Raw genomic sequence first — 17591 nt, forward strand, 5'->3', positions numbered from 1 at the left:
CGCGATACCGCGTCCCCCGGCCCTCGTACTGCGCTGGTACGGACCTACAGCGGCACCGGCGCGCCGTAGGTCATCGCGATGTCACCGGACGCCGTCTCGACCCGGGCATACGGCCGGAGCGTGACCTGTCCGAGGGCCCCCGAGATGCTGCCGTGCACACCCGCGAGCCGGATCCTGGCCCCCGGGCCGTCGAACTCCTTCTCGCTGACCAGCGGGACATCGGTGATGCCGCCGGGTTCGAGGTCGACGATGAGGTTCTGTTGCGGGATGATGTCGCCTGCCAGCATGCCGCGGTTCTCGAAGCCCAGTTCGACGTCGGGGTCACCCAAGAAGTCGCCCAAGACGATGCCGTCCGTGTGCTCGAGCTCGAAGCCGAGGCCGGGGGTGTTCAGCTGAACCGACGCGCCGGTGAGGGCGACCGGGTAGCCGATCTGGTAGCCGAAGGACAGCTTGGTTCCTGTGAAACTCGCCGCCGTCGGCCCGTCGATGGTGACCTGCGCGTAGCCGTTGTGGAAGAACTCCCGGCTCAGCGGTGAACTGTCGAGCGGTGGCACTGCGTTGATGTTGGTGTCGCCCTGCGAGACCTCGACGCGATTGCCCTGGTAATCGATGAGGCTGTTCGCATTGTTGACCACCGCCGCCGAGGTGCCGTTGCCCAGGACCATCCCCACGGCCGCGACGGCGGCGATCGCAGCCGCTCGACGGGGCCCGGTTCCGCGGCGGCGCCGAGGTCCACGAATCCTTGCCATGAATTCACATCCGTTCGTTCGAGTTTCCGATCGCGTACTCGCGATTGGCCCAAATCAACACAGATCCCCGATGCTTCTCGAACGCTAGTTGATCGCAGTCGATGCCGCGACTCTTTCGGGGGCGTGGCGACGAGTGTTCACGCGCGGTTCCGGTTCGCGGTCTCCCAGGCCTTGTCGTAGCGGTTGCCGCCGGGTCGTTTGACGTCCTTGCTCCGGTAGACCACGTACGGTCGTCCCAGGTACCCGATCGGCGCGCTGAACACGTGCACCAGGCGGGTGTACGGCCAGATCGCCAGGAGCGCCAGCACCGTCAACCCGTGCAGCTGGAAGCTCAGCGGGACGCCGACCATCAGGTCCGGCTGCGGGTTCAGCGTGAACAGGCTGCGGAACCAGGGCGAGACCGTCGAGCGATAGTTGTAGTCGCCCAGGATCAGGTTCTCGCCGAGGGTGTTGTACATCCCGGTCGCGATGACGGCGATGAACAGCACGTACATGATCTTGTCGCTGGTGCTGCTGGACTGGCGCACGGCAGGCACACTGATCCGCCGGTACACGAGAATGGACAGGCCGACGACGGTGGCGATTCCCGCAGGCACACCCAGCCCGACCGCGAGCAGGTGATACGTGTGATCGGAGATGCCAAGCGCCTCCGTCCAACTGGCCGGGATCAACACGCCGCCGATGTGCCCCGCGAGCACGGCCAGGATGCCGAAGTGGAAAAGCGGACTGCCAAGACGCAGCAAACGGCTCTCGTACATCTGGGAGGAGCGGGTGGTCCAGCCGAACTGGTCCTTGCGGTAGCGCCAGACATGCCCCACCACGAATGAGGTGAGGGCGATATAGGGCAGGGTCAGCCACATCAGCGTGGTCACCGTCGTTCTCCCATCTCGGGGTGCAATGCGGGGTCGAGCGCGTAGGTGTCGAGACCGACCTCTTCCTCGGGCGGCCCCTCGGACGCCATCTTCGCCACCTTCTGCCGGTCGTCGGTGTCGAGCTCCGGCAGGGTCGCGCAGACCGCCTCCAGGACGGGAACGAAGGGGGAATCGCTGTCGCGCAGCGACAGTCGGAGCACCTCGATGACGGCCCGGTGGTCGACCAGCAGCCGCCAGCCGCGCGCGGCATCGGTCGTCGCCGCGAACTCGAGGACCACCGGCAGGTAGTCGGGCAGCTCGTGGTCGCCCAGCGTCACGCCGCCGTTGCGGTACGCGTTCTTGAAGCGCAGCAGCGCCATTCCGCGATTGCGGGTGTCGCCGTACGCGTAGTACGACAGGTGCAGACTGCTGCGCCTGCGCAGGTCGAACGTCTCGACGTACAGCGAGGACAACTCGATCCGGGGCGTGCGCTGCATGAAGTCCACGCACGCAACCAGGTCCGCGCCAGGCCTTCCCGGCACCGTCTCGGCCGCGGCGCGCAGGTCGCCGAGCATCGCAAGCGTCTGCTCCGTCGGGTAGTCCAGCAGGAGGGCGGCGATCCGCCACACGACCCGCTGGTCCCGCTCGGACAGGGTTGCCTCCGCCCCCGGCCGGAACCTGTTGGACACCTTGCGGCGCAATCCGAGCGCGACCATCAGGCGCCGTCCCGGTTGGAGGCGGCCGCGGCCGGGATCAGGCCCGCGGTGCTCTTGCCGTCCCAGTTGAGCAGGTTGATCCGGCCGGCCTTGTTGTCCGGTGCCGCATCGGAATTGGTGTCGACGGCCTGCTCGGTGAGATGGAACTTGTCGGCCATCACGTCGAACGCGGTCATGCCCGGCCCGCCGTCGCCCTCGAGGCTGCACCCGGTGGCGAGCGCGTCGAGCCGGTGGGCATCGGAGCCGGCCCCGTTCGGGATGACGTACCTGTCCTCGTACTTCGCGATGGCGAGCAGTCGGTACATCGACTCCAGCTCGGTCTCGGTCAACCGGACCGCGTTCGCGACCTCGGGCCGCGTCGGCTCGCCCAGGTTGACCCGGCGCATGTGCGCGCGCATCGCCGCCAAACGCTGCAGGGAGGCACGCACGGGCCCGATCTCGCCCGCCGTGAAGAGTTCGGCGAGGTACTCGACCGGGATGCGGAGCGAGTCGATGGCGCCGAACAGGTTGTCGGCCTCCTCGCCGTCGTGGCCGGTGTCCGAGAGGGCCTCGACCATCGGCGAGAGCGGCGGGATGTACCAGACCATCGGCATGGTGCGGTATTCCGGATGCAGCGGCAGCGCGACCTGATAGTCGACGATCAGCTTGTACACCGGGGAGTTCTGCGCGGCCTCGATGAACTCGGCGGAGATGCCGGCGCGCTCGGCCTCGGCGACCACCCTCGGGTCGTGCGGGTTGAGGAACACACCCAGCTGCGACGGGTAGAGATCCTTGTCATCGGTGACCGACGCGGCCTCCAGCACGGCGTCGGCGTCGTAGAGCATCACGCCGATGTACCGCAGCCTGCCGACGCACGTCTCCGAACAGATGGTCGGGATGCCGACCTCGATCCTGGGGTAGCAGAACGTGCACTTCTCGGCCTTGCCGGTCTTGTGGTTGAAGTAGATCTTCTTGTAGGGGCAGCCGGTGACGCACTGGCGCCAGCCGCGGCACTTGTCCTGGTCGACGAGCACGATGCCGTCCTCGGAGCGCTTGTAGATCGCTCCGGACGGGCACGACGCCGCGCAGGCCGGGTTCAGGCAGTGCTCGCAGATGCGGGGCAGATAGAACATGAAGGTCTGCTCGAACTCGAGCTTGACCTTGTCGGACACCTTGGCCAGCAACGGATCCTTGCCGACCTGCTCGGGTCCGCTACCGAGGTCGTCGTCCCAGTTGGCGCCCCAGGTCACCTTGGTGTCCTGGCCGGTCAGCAGCGACTTCGGGCGTGCGACCGGGACCGTGTCGATCGCGGGCGAGGCCAGCAGGTTCTCGTAGTCGTAGGTCCACGGCTCGTAGTAGTCCGAGACCGTCGGCAGGTCGGGATTGGCGAAGATGTTGAGCAGGCGCTTGAGCCGGGAGCCGGTTCGCAGCGTCAGCTTGCCGCGCTTGTTGAGCGTCCAGCCGCCCTTCCACTTCTCCTGATCCTGGTACTGCCTCGGATAGCCCTGACCCGGACGGGTTTCCACATTGTTGAACCAGGCGTACTCGACGCCGCCGCGGTTGGTCCACGCCTGCTTACACGTGACGCTGCAGGTGTGGCAGCCGATGCACTTGTCCAGGTTCATGACCATGGCCATCTGCGCCATAACTCTCATCAGTACGTCACTTCCTGGTCGCGGCGGCGGATCGTGGTGACCTCGTCGCGCTGATTGCCGGTCGGGCCGTGGTAGTTCATCGCGAAGGACTGCTGGGCGTAGCCGCCGATCAGGTGCGAGGGTTTGATCATCAGCCGGGTCAACGCGTTGTGGATGCCGCCGCGTTTTCCGGTGCGCTCGGTGCGCGGCACGTCCACCGCGCGGTCCTGGGCGTGGTACATGAAGACGGTGCCCTCCGGCATCCGGTGGCTGACGATGGCGCGGGCGACGACGATGCCGTTCCTGTTGCTCGCCTCGATCCAGTCGTTGTCCGCCACACCGATCTTGGCGGCATCCACGTCGGACATCCAGATGGACTGGCCGCCGCGCGAGAGCGTCAGCATGTGCAGGTTGTCCTGGTACGCCGAGTGGATCGACCACTTCGAGTGCGGGGTGAGGTACCGGACGGTGACGGTGCCGCCGACCCCGTTTCCGTGGGTTTCGCCCACCGCGGGCTCGCTGAACAGCGCCGTCATGTCGAGCGGCGGACGGAAGATCGGCAGCTGCTCACCGAGCTCGGCCATCCAGTCGTGGTCGAGGTAGAAGTGCTGCCTGCCGGTGAGGGTGTGCCATGGCTTGAGCCGCTCGGTGTTGATGGTGAACGGCGAGTACCGCCTGCCGCCGGTCTCCGACCCCGACCATTCCGGCGAGGTGATCACCGGCACCGGCCTGGCCTGGGTGTCCGCGAAACGGATTCGGGTGCCCTCGTTCTCGGCGGCCAGGTCGACCAGCTCGGTCCCGGTGCGCTCCTGCAGGTGCTCGAAGCCCTGGGTGGCGAGCCGTCCGTTGGTGGTGCCCGACAGCGCGAGGATCGCCTCGCAGGCGTGCTTGTCCTTGGCCAGGGAGGGACGCCCCGCCGCGACGCCGCTCTGGACCGTTCCGTTCACACCGCGCAGGTACTCGACCTCCTCGGTCGGGTACGTGGTGACTCCCTTGGTCGTGAGGCCGAGCTCCTCCACCAGCGGGCCGAGCGCACTGAGCTTCTCCGCTATCGCCGAGTAATCCCGCTCCACGACCACGAGCTTCGGCATCGTCTTGCCCGGGATCGGCTCGCACTCGCCGCGTTTCCAATCCAGCACCCGGCCGCCGGGCTGAGCGGTCGCGTCGTTGGTGTCGTGGATCAGCGGCATCGCGACGATGTCGCGCCGGGTGCCGAGGTGCTTCTCGGCCAGCCAGCTGAAGCCGCGGGCGATGCGGTGGAACGCCTCGAAGTCGGTCTTGGTCTCCCACGGCGGGGAGATGGCGGGGGAGAAGGCGTGCACGAACGGGTGCATGTCCGTGCTGGACAGGTCGTGCTTCTCGTACCAGGTGGCGGCGGGCAGCACGACGTCGGAGAACAGCGTGGTGCTCGTCATCCGGAAGTCCAGCGTGGTGAGCAGGTCGAGTTTGCCTGCGGGGGCCTCGTCCCGCCAGATCAGCTCCTCGGGCCGGATCCCCTCGGAGTCACGGGCATTGAGGTTCGAATCGGCGCCGAGCAGGTGCTTGAGGAAGTACTCGTTGCCCTTCGCGGACGAGCCGAGCAGGTTCGAGCGCCACACCGTCAGACAGCGCGGGAAGTTCTCTGGCGCGTCCGGATCCTCGACGGCGAACTGCAGGTGACCGGTCTTGAGTCCGTCCACCACGTGCTCGGCGGCGTTCTTGCCCAACCGGTCCGCCTCGTCCGCCAGGTCGAGGGGGTTGCGGTTGAAGGTCGGGTAGCTCGGCATCCAGCCGAGGCGGGTGGCGAGCGCGATGTTGTCCGCCGCCGTGCGGCCCGCGAACGTGCCGTTCGCCAGCGGCGAGGACATCACCTCGGCGGTGAAGGGGTCGTAGCGCCACTGGTCGGTGGCCAGGTACCAGAAGATCGTGCCCTGCATCTGCCGGGCGGGCCTTGACCAGTCCGAGCCGAATGCGAGTGTCGCCCAACCGGTGACCGGGCGGCACTTCTCCTGCCCGACGTAGTGGGCCCAGCCGCCGCCGTTGACGCCCTGGCAGCCCGTGAGCATGGTCAGGGTGAGGAAGGAGCGGTAGATCTGGTCGGAGTGGAACCAGTGGTTGGTGCCGGCGCCCATCAGGATCATCGAGCGGCCGCCGGACCGGTCGGCGTTGTCGGCGAACTCGCGGGCGACGCGCGCGGCGGCGGCCGCCGAGACGCCGGTGATGCCCTCCTGCCATGCGGGGGTGTACGGCTCCTCGGTGTCGTCGTAGCCGGTCGGCCAGTTGCCCGGCAGGTCGCGGCGTCCGACGCCGTACTGGGCGAGCATGAGGTCGAACACGGTGGTCACGCGCCTGCCCGCCACCATCCGGGTGGGTACACCGCGGCGCAGCACCCCGGGGGTCGAGGTGTCGTAGCGCGGGAAGTCCACGGCGACGGCGTTGGCCGCCATCCCCTCGTCCTCGTGCATGGTCATCAGCGGGTCGACGCCGTGCAGGTCGAGGTTCCACTTGCCCTTGCCGGATTCGGTGAACCGGTGGCCGAGGGAGCCGCCCGGTACGACCGTCTCACCGGTCTCCGCGTTGAGCAGCACCGTCTTGTGCTCGGCGCCCTCGGCGGTGTCACCGAGATCGGCTGCGGTGAGGAACTTTCCGGGCACGTACCCGTCGCCGCGCTCGTCCAGCGTGATCAGGTACGGCAGGTCGGTGTACTTCTTGACGTAGTCGGTGAACCGTTCGGTGTTCTTCTCGACGAAGAACTCCTTGAGGATCACGTGCCCCATCGCCATGGCGAGGGCGCCGTCGGTGCCGGGGCGTGCCGGCAGCCACTGGTCCGCGAACTTGGTGTTGTCGGCGTAATCGGGCGAGACCACGACGACCTTCTGGCCGCGGTAGCGGGCCTCGGTCATGTAGTGCGCGTCAGGGGTTCGGGTGACCGGGACGTTCGAGCCCCACATGATCAGGTAGCCGGCGTCGAACCAGTCGGCCGATTCGGGCACGTCGGTCTGGTCGCCGAACACCTGCGGCGAGGCCTCGGGAAGGTCGGCGTACCAGTCGTAGAAGGACAGCATCGCGCCGCCGATCAGCGAGATGAAGCGGGTGCCGACCGCGTGACTGACCATCGACATGGCCGGGATCGGTGAGAACCCGGCGACGCGGTCGGGACCGTACTTCTTGATGGTGTGCACGTGCGCGGCCGCCACGATCTCGGCGGCCTCCCACCACTCGGCGCGGACGAATCCGCCCTTGCCGCGGGCGGACTTGTAGCGCTTGGATTTCTCGGGGTCGGACGCGATGTCCTCCCACGCGAGCACGGGATCCTTGAGGCGTTCCTTGGCATCGCGGTACATCTCGAGCAGCACACCGCGCACGTACGGGTAGCGGACCCGCGCGGGCGAGTAGGTGTACCAGGAGAACGAGGCGCCGCGGGGGCAGCCGCGCGGCTCGTACTCGGGCTTGTCAGGGCCGATCGACGGGTAGTCGGTCTGCTGGGCCTCCCAGGTGATGATCCCGTCCTTGACGTAGATCTTCCATGAGCAGGAACCGGTGCAGTTCACGCCGTGCGTCGACCGGACCACCTTGTCGTAGGACATCCGATCGCGGTAGAAGTCGTCCGACGAACGGCCGCCGATCTGGTGCAGCGTGCGCAGGTCCTCGGAGGCCTCGCCGCGCTGGAAGTGTCTGCCGAACTTGAGCAGAGAATCGGCGAGATCGGTTCCCGCGACTCCGGTTGTGCTGCCGGGCTTGGTTGAGCTTGGCATCGGTACCTCTCCGAGGATCTTCGGGCCCGGCCGCCGGCTGGGCCCCACTGGTTGAGCTGCGTCTTCTGTGCCAGGTGCCTAGATGTCGACCATCACCATTCCGTCGACGACCCTGGCCGCGTAGGTCTGCGCCGCACCGACGCCCTCCGAGGTGCACGCGCCCGTGTCGAAGGAGAACGCGTACTGGTGCAGCGGACACATCACGCCGCCGCCGTCGATCTGGCCGTCGGCGAGCGGGCCGCCCTTGTGCGGGCACACCGCGTCCATCGCGCGGATCGTGCCGTCCGACAACAGGAACACCGCCAGCTGGATTCCACGGACGGCGTACGCCCTGCCCTCGCCAGGAGTCAGGTCGGTGACCGCTCCGAGCGTCGTCGGCGTCGCGCCCTCGGGGCGCTTCGGCGTGCGCAGCGCGGTCATCGGACCGGCACCTGGGGGAGCGGGAGCAGAGGAAGCGACGGCACGAACTGTGCAGGGGACTTCGGTTGGGTGCGTTCCTGCCACGGGTCGCGGTACCCCGCGACCGCGATCGCCATGCGCTCGTCCAACCCGGCCACGGCCCCTTCCTCGTCGCGGATCAGTATGGCCTGCAAGTGTTCCAGTCCCACCCGTGGAACCCAGGAATATGTGCGTTCCAGCCACTTCGCGTCCTCGCGGTAGTACTGGATGAAGCGGCCGGCCACTTCGAGCACCGCGTCCGACGATTCGACGGTCGCGAGCAGATCACCCTTGCGGATGTGGGCCCCGGCCGCGCCGCCGACATAGATCTCCCACCGGTCCTCGCCCACCGACACCACTCCGAAGTCCTTGCACAGCGCCTCGGAGCAGTTCCGGGGGCATCCCGCGACCGCCAGCTTGAGCTTGGCGGGCGTCTCGAGCCCCTGGAACCGGTCCTCGAGCGCGATCCCCAACGCGGTCGAATCGCCGAGACCGTACCGACAGAAGTCGCTGCCGACACAGGTTTTCACCGTGCGCATGCTCTTGCCGTAGGCGTAGCCCGACGGCATGTCCAGATCGCCCCACACCTTGGGCAGGTCCTCCTTGCGGATCCCGAGCAGGTCGATGCGCTGGCCGCCGGTCACCTTCACCAACGGCACCCGGTACTTGTCGGCGACGTCGGCGATGCGGCGCAGTTGGTCAGGGGTGGTCACCCCGCCCTTCATCTGCGGCACCACCGAGAAGGTGCCGTCCCGCTGGATGTTCGCGTGCACCCGGTCGTTGATGAACAGCGCGCCGCGCTCGTCGACCCAGTCCGGTCCCCAGATGGTGCGCAGCAGCGAGGCCAGCGGCATCTTGGACCCCGCATCCTCGGCCCCGTCGGCGGCGAGCGCCGTGAACACCTGGGACACCGCGCGCAGGTCCTGCTCCCGGATCGCGGTGATCAACTCGGCCTTGGTCATCGGGATGCAGGGGACGTACCAGTCGGCGGACGGATCCGGTACCAGGGCGCCGCCCGCCGCACAGGCGACGATGTCGGCCACGAGCCCCTTGCAGGAGCCACAGCCCTTTCCTGCCCGGGTCTTCGCGATCACCTCGCCCAGCGAGGACGCGCCCGCGTGCACGCAGGACACGATGTCGCCCTTGCTGACCCCGTTGCAGTTGCAGACCTGGGTGTCGTCCGGCAGGTCGGCCGCGCTGGTCGCGGCGCCGCCGTCGGCGAGGTCGAACAGCAGGCTGAGGCGGTCCTCGGGAAGCTCGATCTTGCCGTCGAAGGCCTGGGTCAGCATCCCGGCCTTGCCGACCTCACCCATCAGGGTCGCGCCGATCAGCTTGCCGTCGCGCACCACGACGTTCTTGTAGGTGCCGTTGCGCGAATCGTAGAACTGGAGGAACTCGTCGTCGTCGAGTTCGGGGCCCTTGACACCCATCGCCGCGACGTCGACCCCGGCGACCTTCAGCTTGGTGGTCGACCGCGAACCCTCATAGGCGGCTTCGGGATTCGCGCCGGTGAGGTGCTCGGCCAGCACCACGGCCTGCTCCCACACCGGGGCGACCAGCCCGTACAGCTCGCCGCGATGCTGTGCGCACTCGCCGACCGCGTACACCGAACCCTCGTCCTCGCAGCGCATCTGGTCGTCGACGACGATGCCGCGTTCGATCACCAGACCGCCCGCGCGGGCCAGCTCGGTGTTCGGACGGATTCCGGCGGTGACGACGACCATGTCGGCCGCGAGGGAGCTGCCGTCGGTGAAGGCGACACCGGTCACCCGCCCCTGCTCGTCCCGCAGCACCGCGTCGGTCCTGACCGAGGTGTGCACACCAACGCCCAGCGCCTCGATCTTGGCGCGCAGCACCGATCCGCCGCGCTCGTCGAGCTGCTGGTTCATCAGGTGGCCGGGGGAGTGGACGACGTTCACCGTCAGCCCCTGGGTGCGCAGACCGTATGCCGCCTCGAGCCCGAGCAGACCGCCGCCGATGACCACCGCGGAGACGTCGTCCTCGGCCTGTGCCATCTGCAGCATGCCGTTCGTGTCGGCGATGGTGCGGAATCCGAACACGCCCCGCGCGAGCCGTCCGTCGGCCTCGCGCAGGCCGTCCATGTTCGGGAAGAAGGTGTTGCTTCCGGTCGCCACGATCAGCACGTCGTAGCCGACCTCGCGGTCGCTCTCACAGGTCACGGTCTTCACGAAGCGGTCGAGCCGGATGGCGCGATCGCCGGCGTACAGCGTCACGCCGTTCTCCCGGTACCAGCTCATCGGGTTGAGGATCAGGTCCTCGTCGTCTGTGCTGGACTCGCCCGCCAGCACGTGCGAGAGCATGATCCGGTTGTAGTTGCCGTACGGCTCGTCGCCGATCATCGTGATGTCGAACTGGTCGCGGCCGCCCCTGGCGAGGATCTCCTCCACCGTGCGGGCACCGGCCATTCCGTTGCCGATCACAACCAGTCGTCGCATCAGAGCACCACCTGTCCGAGGTCCGTGACGGCCCCGCCGGTGCACCTGTCCACGCTGCGCAGGAACCGCCGTGTGCTCGTCATGGATTCGAGGGTGCTGCGCTTCGGTGACGAAGTGGCTGCGCAGAGGTTACGTGGGAATCAGGAAGAACTCACCGGCCCGACGGGCCACATGTCAGGACATGAATCACAGGCCTGTGATCTGGCAGGACCGACCCCGCGGGCGGGGCCGGTCCTGTCGAAAAGGCTCCCGCCGACCGGGAGAGACGAATCTCACAGACCGCCGAAGCTGCCCGGTCCGCGCCTGCGCAGGTAGCGCTCGAACTCCGCCGCGATGGCGTCGCCGTCGATCTTGGAGATGACCTCCGAGATGTCGACCTCCGCGTCCCCGCGCTCCTCCAGCGAGCGCACGTACTCGGTGATCTCCTCGTCGTCCTTGGTCATCTCGGTGACCGACTGCTCCCAGTCCTCGGCCTGCGCAGGCAACTCGCCGAGCGGCACCTCCACGTCGAGCACCTCCTCCACCCGCTGCAGGAGCGCGACGGTGGCCTTCGGGTTCGGGGGCTGCGACACGTAGTGGGGGACGGCGGCCCAGAACGAGATCGCGGGCACCCCGGCCTTGACGCATTCGTCCTGGAGCACCCCGGTGATCCCGGTCGGACCCTCGTACCGGGTCTGTTCCAGGTTGAACCGCTCGGCCGACTCCGTGCTGTACGCGGTGCCGGTCACCGGTACCGGCCGGGTGTGCGGGGTGTCGGCGAGCAGGGCGCCGAGGATGACCACGGTGGTGACGCCGAGGTCCTCGATGATCTCGAGCAGGTCGTCGCAGAAACTGCGCCAGCGCATGTTCGGCTCGATGCCGCGCAGGATCAGCACGTCCCGCTCGCTGCCGGGCGGCGAGCACACCGAGACCCGGGTGGCGGGCCACTCGATCTCGCGGGTGACCCCGTCGACCTGGCGGACCGTCGGACGATTGACCTGGTAGTCGTAATAGTCCTCGGAGTCGAGCTCTGCCAGTGGTCGTGCGTCCCAGATGAGTTCCAGGTGCTCGACCGCGCCACTCGCGGCATCGCCCGCGTCGTTCCACCCCTCGAAGGCGGCGACCAGGATGGGGTCACGCAGCGCGGGCGCGTCGTGCTCGGACGTGACATCGGGTTCACTTGGACTCACCCGACCAGCCTACGACCAGGGTCCTTCAGGGGGCCCACTACTCTGGACGGCATGTCTGCCCCATTTCACTCCGCCCTGTTGGATGCGCTGTCACAGCGCGTTGTCATCGGCGACGGTGCGATGGGAACCATGCTGCAGGACGCGGACCTCACTCTCGACGACTTCCTCGGCCTCGAGGGCTGCAACGAGATCCTGAACGAAACCCGTCCCGACGTGCTCGCGGACATCCACCGGGCCTACTTCGAGTCCGGCGCCGACGCCGTCGAGACCAACACCTTCGGCTGCAACCTGCCCAACCTCGCCGACTATGACATCTCGCACCGGATTCGCGATCTCTCCGAGCGCGGCACCCGCATCGCCCGCGAGGTCGCCGACGAGATGGGCCCCGGCCGGGACGGCATGGCGCGTTTCGTGCTCGGGTCGATGGGACCCGGCACCAAGCTCCCCACCCTCGGGCACGCGCCGTTCGCGGTGCTCCGCGACGCCTACACCGAATCCGCACTCGGCATGATCGAGGCGGGTGCCGACGCCATCCTGGTCGAGACCTGCCAGGACCTGCTGCAGGTCAAGGCCGCGATCATCGGTAGCCAGCACGCCATGGAGAAGCTCGGACGCCGGATTCCGATCATCACCCACGTCACCGTCGAAACCACGGGAACGATGTTGCTCGGCAGCGAGATCGGCGCCGCGCTGACCGCGCTCGAGCCGCTCGGCATCGACATGATCGGCCTCAACTGCGCGACCGGGCCCGCGGAGATGAGCGAGCACCTGCGGCACCTGTCCAAGCACTCGACGCTGCCGGTGTCGGTGATGCCGAATGCCGGACTCCCGGTGCTGGGCGCGAACGGCGCCGAATACCCTCTCACCGCACCGGAACTGGCTGAGGCCCTCAGCGGCTTCGTGTCGGAATTCGGGCTCGGCATGGTCGGCGGTTGCTGTGGCACCACGCCCGACCACATCCGTCAGGTCGCCGATGCGGTGCGACTGGTCGAGAAGGCCAAGCGCACGCCGGTTCCCGAGCCGGGTACGTCCTCGCTGTACGCCGCGGTCCCGTTCGAGCAGGACGCCAGCATCCTGGTGATCGGCGAGCGCACGAACTCCAACGGTTCCAAGGCATTCCGCGATGCGATGATCTCCGGTGACTTCGATCGGTGCATCGACATCGCGAAGGACCAGACCCGCGACGGTGCGCACATGCTCGATCTCAACGTCGACTACGTCGGGCGCGACGGCGCCGCCGACATGACCGAACTCGCGAGCAGGCTCGCGACCGCCTCGACGCTGCCGATCATGATCGACTCGACGGAACCGGATGTGATCCAGGCCGGCCTCGAGCACCTGGGTGGGCGGTCCGCGGTCAACTCGGTGAACTACGAGGACGGCGACGGGCCGGATTCGCGGTTCCAGAAGATCATGCGGCTGGTCAAGGAGCACGGCGCAGCCGTCGTCGCGTTGACCATCGACGAGGAGGGTCAGGCGCGCACCGCCGAGCACAAGGTGCGGATCGCGGAGCGGCTGATCGAGGACATCACCGTCAACTGGGGACTCGCCGAGTCCGACATCATCATCGATGCGCTCACCTTCCCGATCTCCACCGGTCAGGAGGAGGTGCGTAAGGACGGTATCGAGACGATCGAGGCGATCCGACAGCTGAAGGCGGCTCACCCCCGCCTCCACTTCACCCTCGGCATCTCGAACATCTCGTTCGGACTCAACGCCGCCGCCCGGCAGGTCCTCAACTCGGTCTTCCTGCACGAGTGCACGGAGGCGGGCCTGGACACCGCGATCGTGCACGCATCCAAGATCCTGCCGATGGCGCGGATCCCGGAGGAGCAGCGCACGGTGGCGCTGGACCTGGTCTACGACCGCCGAAGCGAGGGCTACGACCCGCTGCAGAAGCTGATGGAGCTGTTCGAGGGCGTGTCCGCGGCCTCGGCCCGCGAGACCCGGGCGCAGGAGCTCGCCGGTCTGCCGTTGTTCGAGCGGCTCGAGCGGCGCATCGTCGACGGCGAGCGCAACGGACTCGAGGCCGACCTCGACGAGGCGATGACCGAGAAGCCTCCACTGGCGATCATCAACGAGACGCTGCTGAACGGCATGAAGACCGTTGGCGAGCTGTTCGGTTCCGGACAGATGCAGCTGCCGTTCGTGCTGCAGTCCGCCGAGGTGATGAAGGCGGCCGTCGCATACCTCGAGCCGCACATGGAGGCCACCGACGAGGACGGCAAGGGCCGGATCGTGCTCGCCACCGTCAAGGGCGACGTGCACGACATCGGCAAGAACCTGGTCGACATCATCCTCAGCAACAACGGCTACGAGGTGGTCAACCTCGGCATCAAGCAGCCGATCGCGACCATTCTCGACGCGGCGATCGACAAGAAGGCCGACGTGATCGGCATGTCCGGGCTGCTGGTGAAGTCGACCGTGGTGATGAAGGAGAACCTGCAGGAGCTCAACGCCAAGGGCGTCTCCGAGCAGTTCCCGGTCCTGCTCGGCGGCGCGGCACTGACGCGGACCTACGTCGAGAACGATCTCGCCGACATCTACGAGGGTGAGGTGTCCTACGCGCGCGACGCCTTCGAGGGCCTGCGGCTGATGGACACCATCATGACCACCAAGCGCGGCGGGGGACCGGACCCGGACAGCCCGGAGGCGCTGGCCGCCAAGGAGAAGGCCGCGGAACGCAAGGCGCGGCACGAGCGGTCCAAGCGAATCGCCGAGGCGCGCAAGGCCGCCGAGGTCCCGGTCGAGGTGCCGGAACGGTCCGATGTCGCCACCGACATCGGGGTCCCGACGCCGCCGTTCTGGGGCAGCCGCATCGTCAAGGGCATCTCGCTGGCGGACTACTCCGGACTGCTCGACGAGCGGGCGCTGTTCCTGGGCCAGTGGGGCCTGCGCGGGCAGCGGGCCGGTGACGGGCCGACTTACGAGGAGCTGGTGGAGACCGAGGGCAGGCCGCGGCTGCGGTACTGGCTGGACCGGCTCAGCACCGACGGCATCCTCGCGCACGCCGCGGTGGTGTACGGCTACTTCCCGGCCGTCTCCGAGGGTGACGACGTGGTCGTGCTCACCGAACCGACTCCCGATGCGCCGGAACGGTTCCGGTTCACCTTCCCGCGTCAGCACCGGGACCGGTTCCTGTGCATCGCGGACTTCGTGCGCTCGCGCGAGGAGGCACGGCGCACCGGCCAGGTCGACGTGCTGCCGCTGAACCTGGTGACGATGGGTCAGCCGATCGCGGACTTCGCGAACGAACTGTTCGCCGCGAACTCGTACCGGGACTACCTGGAGGTGCACGGCATCGGCGTGCAGCTCACCGAGGCACTCGCCGAGTACTGGCACCGCCGCGTCCGCGAGGAGCTGGTGTTGGCGGGCGGTCACAACCTCGCCGAGCAGGATCCCGACGACGTCGAGGAGTACTTCAAGCTCGCTTACCGGGGCGCGCGGTACTCGTTCGGCTACGGCGCCTGCCCCGACCTCGAGGACCGCGCCAAGATGGTTGCCCTGCTCGAGCCGGAGCGGATCGGTGTGGTGCTGTCCGAGGAGTTGCAGCTGCATCCCGAGCAGTCGACCGACGCGTTCGTGCTGCACCACCCCGAGGCCAAGTACTTCAATGTCTGAGGCCTCGATGTTCGAGGCGTCGATGTCGGTGTCGGGTCCCGATCTCAAGGCCGTGCTCTGGGACATGGACGGCACACTGCTCGACTCCGAGAAGCTCTGGGACGTCGCCATGCACGAGCTCGCCGCCGAACTGGGCGGGGTGATGACGGCGAGCACGCGGCACGCCATCATCGGCGCCTCCGGCCCCGACGCGCTGGCGACGATCTTCGGTGCGCTCGAACTCGACCCGACGCCCGCGGCCCTCGCGGACGCCGCGGCGTGGATGAACGGCCGTGTGACCGAGCTGTTCTCGCTCGGCATCCCGTGGCGGCCGGGTGCGCAGGAGGCCTTGCGCACGGCGCGGGAGATCGGGCTGCGCACCGCGCTGGTGACCAACACCGAGCGGGTGCTGGCCGAACAGGCGCTGGATACGTTGGGGCGCGAGCACTTCGACGTCACCGTCTGCGGTGACGAGGTTCCGTTCGGCAAGCCCGAGCCGGATCCGTATCTGCGCGCTGCGGAGCTGCTCGGCATCGCCCCCGAGCACTGCCTGGCCGTCGAGGATTCGCCGACCGGTTCGGCGGCGGCGGAGGCGGCAGGCTGCGCGGTTCTGGTGGTGCCGTGCGAGGTCGCGGTGCCGATCGGCCCGCGTCGGGTGCACCGGGAGAGTCTCGAGGGGATAGGGGAATCGGGGTTCGCCGCGGCGTGGCGGACCGTCCACGCCTGAGCCCGGCCGTGGCAGGATTCCTGGCATGACGCCTCGGTGGACCGGTCGGCTCCTACGCGGGGTGGCCGCGTCGACCGTGATCATCGCTGTGCTGGCGTCCTGCTCGGCAGGCGCGGGCCTGTCGAGCGCGGGCGGACCGGATACGTTCACCGTCGCACTCACCGCGAAACCGGACAACCTCGACTTCACCCGCACTGCGGGCGCGGCGATCCCGCAGGCGTTGCTGGACAACGTGTACGAGGGGCTGGTCCGGCTCGACGACCACGGTGCGATCGTTCCGCTGCTGGCCTCCTCGTGGACGATCAGCCCGGACCGGACCGTCTACGAGTTCGTGTTGCGCGAAGACGCCACATTCTCCAACGGTGAGGCCTTCACCTCCGAGGACGTCAGGTTCAGCCTCGACCGGGTCAAGACCGAGTGGACCGCGAACTCGCCTGCACTGATGGCGGTGGTGGATCGGGTGGAGACACCGTCGCCGCATCTGGCGCGGGTGATCCTGCGGGCGCCGAGCAGCGCGTGGCTGTTCGCCATGACCGGTCCCGTCGGCGCCATGTTCACCCCACGCGGCGTCACCCAGCTGGCCACCACCGCGATCGGAACCGGCCCGTTCACCGTGGCGCGCTGGAACCCGGGCTCGGAGCTGGTGCTCGCGGCCAACCCCCGCTATTGGGGCGCACAACCGGCCATGAAGACGGTGCGGCTGAAGTACTTTGCCGATGCCACCGCGCAGGCGAACGCGATGCTCAGTGGCGGGGTGGATGCGATCTACGGCCTCGGGGCCCCGCAACTGCTCGGGCAGTTCAGTGCGGATCCACGGTTCCGGGTCGTCGAGGGCGGCACCAACGGGGAGGTCACCCTCTCGATGAACGGGGCCGTCGCGCCGTTCGACGACATTCGGGTACGCCGGGCGGTGATGTATGCCGTCGATCGAAAGGCGGTGCGGGACACCGCGTACGCGGGCTACGGCGATCTCATCGGATCTATGGTGCCGCCCACCGACCCCTGGTACGAGGATCTCACCGGCGTGTACCCGTTCGATCCGCAGCGGGCACGCGAGTTGCTGGCCGAGGCGGGCACCCCGAATCCCACGGTGCGGTTCGACGTGCCGAACCTGCCCTATGCCACTGCCGCCGCGCAGGTGGTGAGCTCGCAACTGCAGCAGGTCGGTTTCTCCGTGAAGACCAACCCGGTCGAGTTCCCCGCGGTCTGGCTCGATTCCGTGTTCGGCAGGCACGACTACCAGATGTCGGTGATCCAGCACGCCGAGCCGCGGGACATCGTCACCTTCGGCAACCCCGGGTACTACTGGGGCTATCGCAACCCCGACGTCACCCGGCTGATCGCGGAGGCCGACACGGCGGACGAGGCCGGCTACGTCGAGAAGATGCGGATGGTGGCGCGGACGATCACCGACGAGGCGGCGGCGAACTGGCTCTTCCTCTTTCCGCTCCTTGCTGTGACCGACGCCGACATCTCCGGGATCCCGGCGAACGCGACCTCCCTCGCGCTCGACCTGTCCCGGGTGCGGCGCGGGTAGG

The 17591-nt window shown here is 68.1% G+C and carries 11 protein-coding genes; 3 read left to right on the plus strand and 8 right to left on the minus strand.

The window, feature by feature from the left end; genetic code table 11:
- Positions 1-44 precede the first annotated feature (44 nt).
- The 8 genes from ACWFRB_RS15545 to ACWFRB_RS15580 all read right to left on the minus strand — a co-directional run bounded on the left by ACWFRB_RS15545 (position 45) and on the right by ACWFRB_RS15580 (position 11726).
- On the minus strand, positions 45-749 hold the full coding sequence (locus ACWFRB_RS15545; RefSeq protein ID WP_452642035.1) for an MspA family porin: 705 nt from the start codon (positions 747-749) through the stop codon (positions 45-47).
- A 137-nt stretch (positions 750-886) separates the two neighbouring features.
- Complete coding sequence (narI, locus tag ACWFRB_RS15550) at positions 887-1621, minus strand: respiratory nitrate reductase subunit gamma (protein WP_452642036.1); 735 nt, start codon at positions 1619-1621, stop codon at positions 887-889.
- Positions 1618-2316: a nitrate reductase molybdenum cofactor assembly chaperone gene (gene narJ / locus ACWFRB_RS15555; RefSeq protein WP_452642037.1), complete on the minus strand. Its 699-nt coding sequence runs from the start codon at positions 2314-2316 to the stop codon at positions 1618-1620. The genes narI and narJ overlap by 4 nt, the downstream gene beginning before the upstream one ends.
- Positions 2316-3941: a nitrate reductase subunit beta gene (gene narH / locus ACWFRB_RS15560; protein WP_452642073.1), complete on the minus strand. Its 1626-nt coding sequence runs from the start codon at positions 3939-3941 to the stop codon at positions 2316-2318. The genes narJ and narH overlap by 1 nt, the downstream gene beginning before the upstream one ends.
- Before the next feature lie 8 nt (positions 3942-3949).
- Positions 3950-7663, minus strand: coding sequence for a nitrate reductase subunit alpha (locus ACWFRB_RS15565; protein WP_452642038.1), 3714 nt, complete (start codon positions 7661-7663; stop codon positions 3950-3952).
- A gap of 78 nt (positions 7664-7741) precedes the next feature.
- On the minus strand, positions 7742-8083 hold the full coding sequence (locus ACWFRB_RS15570; RefSeq protein WP_452642039.1) for a Rieske (2Fe-2S) protein: 342 nt from the start codon (positions 8081-8083) through the stop codon (positions 7742-7744).
- On the minus strand, positions 8080-10557 hold the full coding sequence (gene nirB / locus ACWFRB_RS15575) for a nitrite reductase large subunit NirB (RefSeq protein ID WP_452642040.1): 2478 nt from the start codon (positions 10555-10557) through the stop codon (positions 8080-8082). Before nirB ends, ACWFRB_RS15570 begins: the two co-directional genes overlap by 4 nt.
- Before the next feature lie 272 nt (positions 10558-10829).
- Complete coding sequence (locus tag ACWFRB_RS15580) at positions 10830-11726, minus strand: PAC2 family protein (protein ID WP_452642041.1); 897 nt, start codon at positions 11724-11726, stop codon at positions 10830-10832.
- Between the two features lie 51 nt (positions 11727-11777).
- On the opposite strand from ACWFRB_RS15580, the gene metH reads away from it, so the two are divergent.
- Genes metH through ACWFRB_RS15595 form a run of 3 tightly spaced genes read left to right on the plus strand, consistent with a single transcriptional unit; the run spans position 11778 to position 17590 of the window.
- The gene (gene metH / locus ACWFRB_RS15585; protein WP_452642042.1) at positions 11778-15347 is read left to right on the plus strand and encodes a methionine synthase; all 3570 of its coding nucleotides are present in this window, start codon (positions 11778-11780) and stop codon (positions 15345-15347) included.
- A gap of 7 nt (positions 15348-15354) precedes the next feature.
- Positions 15355-16053, plus strand: coding sequence for an HAD family hydrolase (locus ACWFRB_RS15590; RefSeq protein ID WP_452642074.1), 699 nt, complete (start codon positions 15355-15357; stop codon positions 16051-16053).
- A 25-nt stretch (positions 16054-16078) separates the two neighbouring features.
- Positions 16079-17590, plus strand: coding sequence for an ABC transporter substrate-binding protein (locus ACWFRB_RS15595; RefSeq protein WP_452642043.1), 1512 nt, complete (start codon positions 16079-16081; stop codon positions 17588-17590).
- Position 17591 lies beyond the last annotated feature (1 nt).

This window comes from Rhodococcus sp. NPDC055112 (assembly GCF_053607505.1).

Excerpts from the sequence above, each read along its gene's own strand:
- ACWFRB_RS15545 (WP_452642035.1), bottom strand. The coding sequence starts at position 749 with ATGGCAAGGATTCGTGGACCTCGGCGCCGCCGCGGAACCGGGCCCCGT.
- narJ (WP_452642037.1), bottom strand. The coding sequence starts at position 2,316 with ATGGTCGCGCTCGGATTGCGCCGCAAGGTGTCCAACAGGTTCCGGCCG.
- narH (WP_452642073.1), bottom strand. The coding sequence starts at position 3,941 with ATGGCGCAGATGGCCATGGTCATGAACCTGGACAAGTGCATCGGCTGC.
- ACWFRB_RS15565 (WP_452642038.1), bottom strand. The coding sequence starts at position 7,663 with ATGCCAAGCTCAACCAAGCCCGGCAGCACAACCGGAGTCGCGGGAACC.
- ACWFRB_RS15570 (WP_452642039.1), bottom strand. The coding sequence starts at position 8,083 with ATGACCGCGCTGCGCACGCCGAAGCGCCCCGAGGGCGCGACGCCGACG.
- nirB (WP_452642040.1), bottom strand. The coding sequence starts at position 10,557 with ATGCGACGACTGGTTGTGATCGGCAACGGAATGGCCGGTGCCCGCACG.
- metH (WP_452642042.1), top strand. The coding sequence starts at position 11,778 with ATGTCTGCCCCATTTCACTCCGCCCTGTTGGATGCGCTGTCACAGCGC.
- ACWFRB_RS15590 (WP_452642074.1), top strand. The coding sequence starts at position 15,355 with ATGTTCGAGGCGTCGATGTCGGTGTCGGGTCCCGATCTCAAGGCCGTG.
- ACWFRB_RS15595 (WP_452642043.1), top strand. The coding sequence starts at position 16,079 with ATGACGCCTCGGTGGACCGGTCGGCTCCTACGCGGGGTGGCCGCGTCG.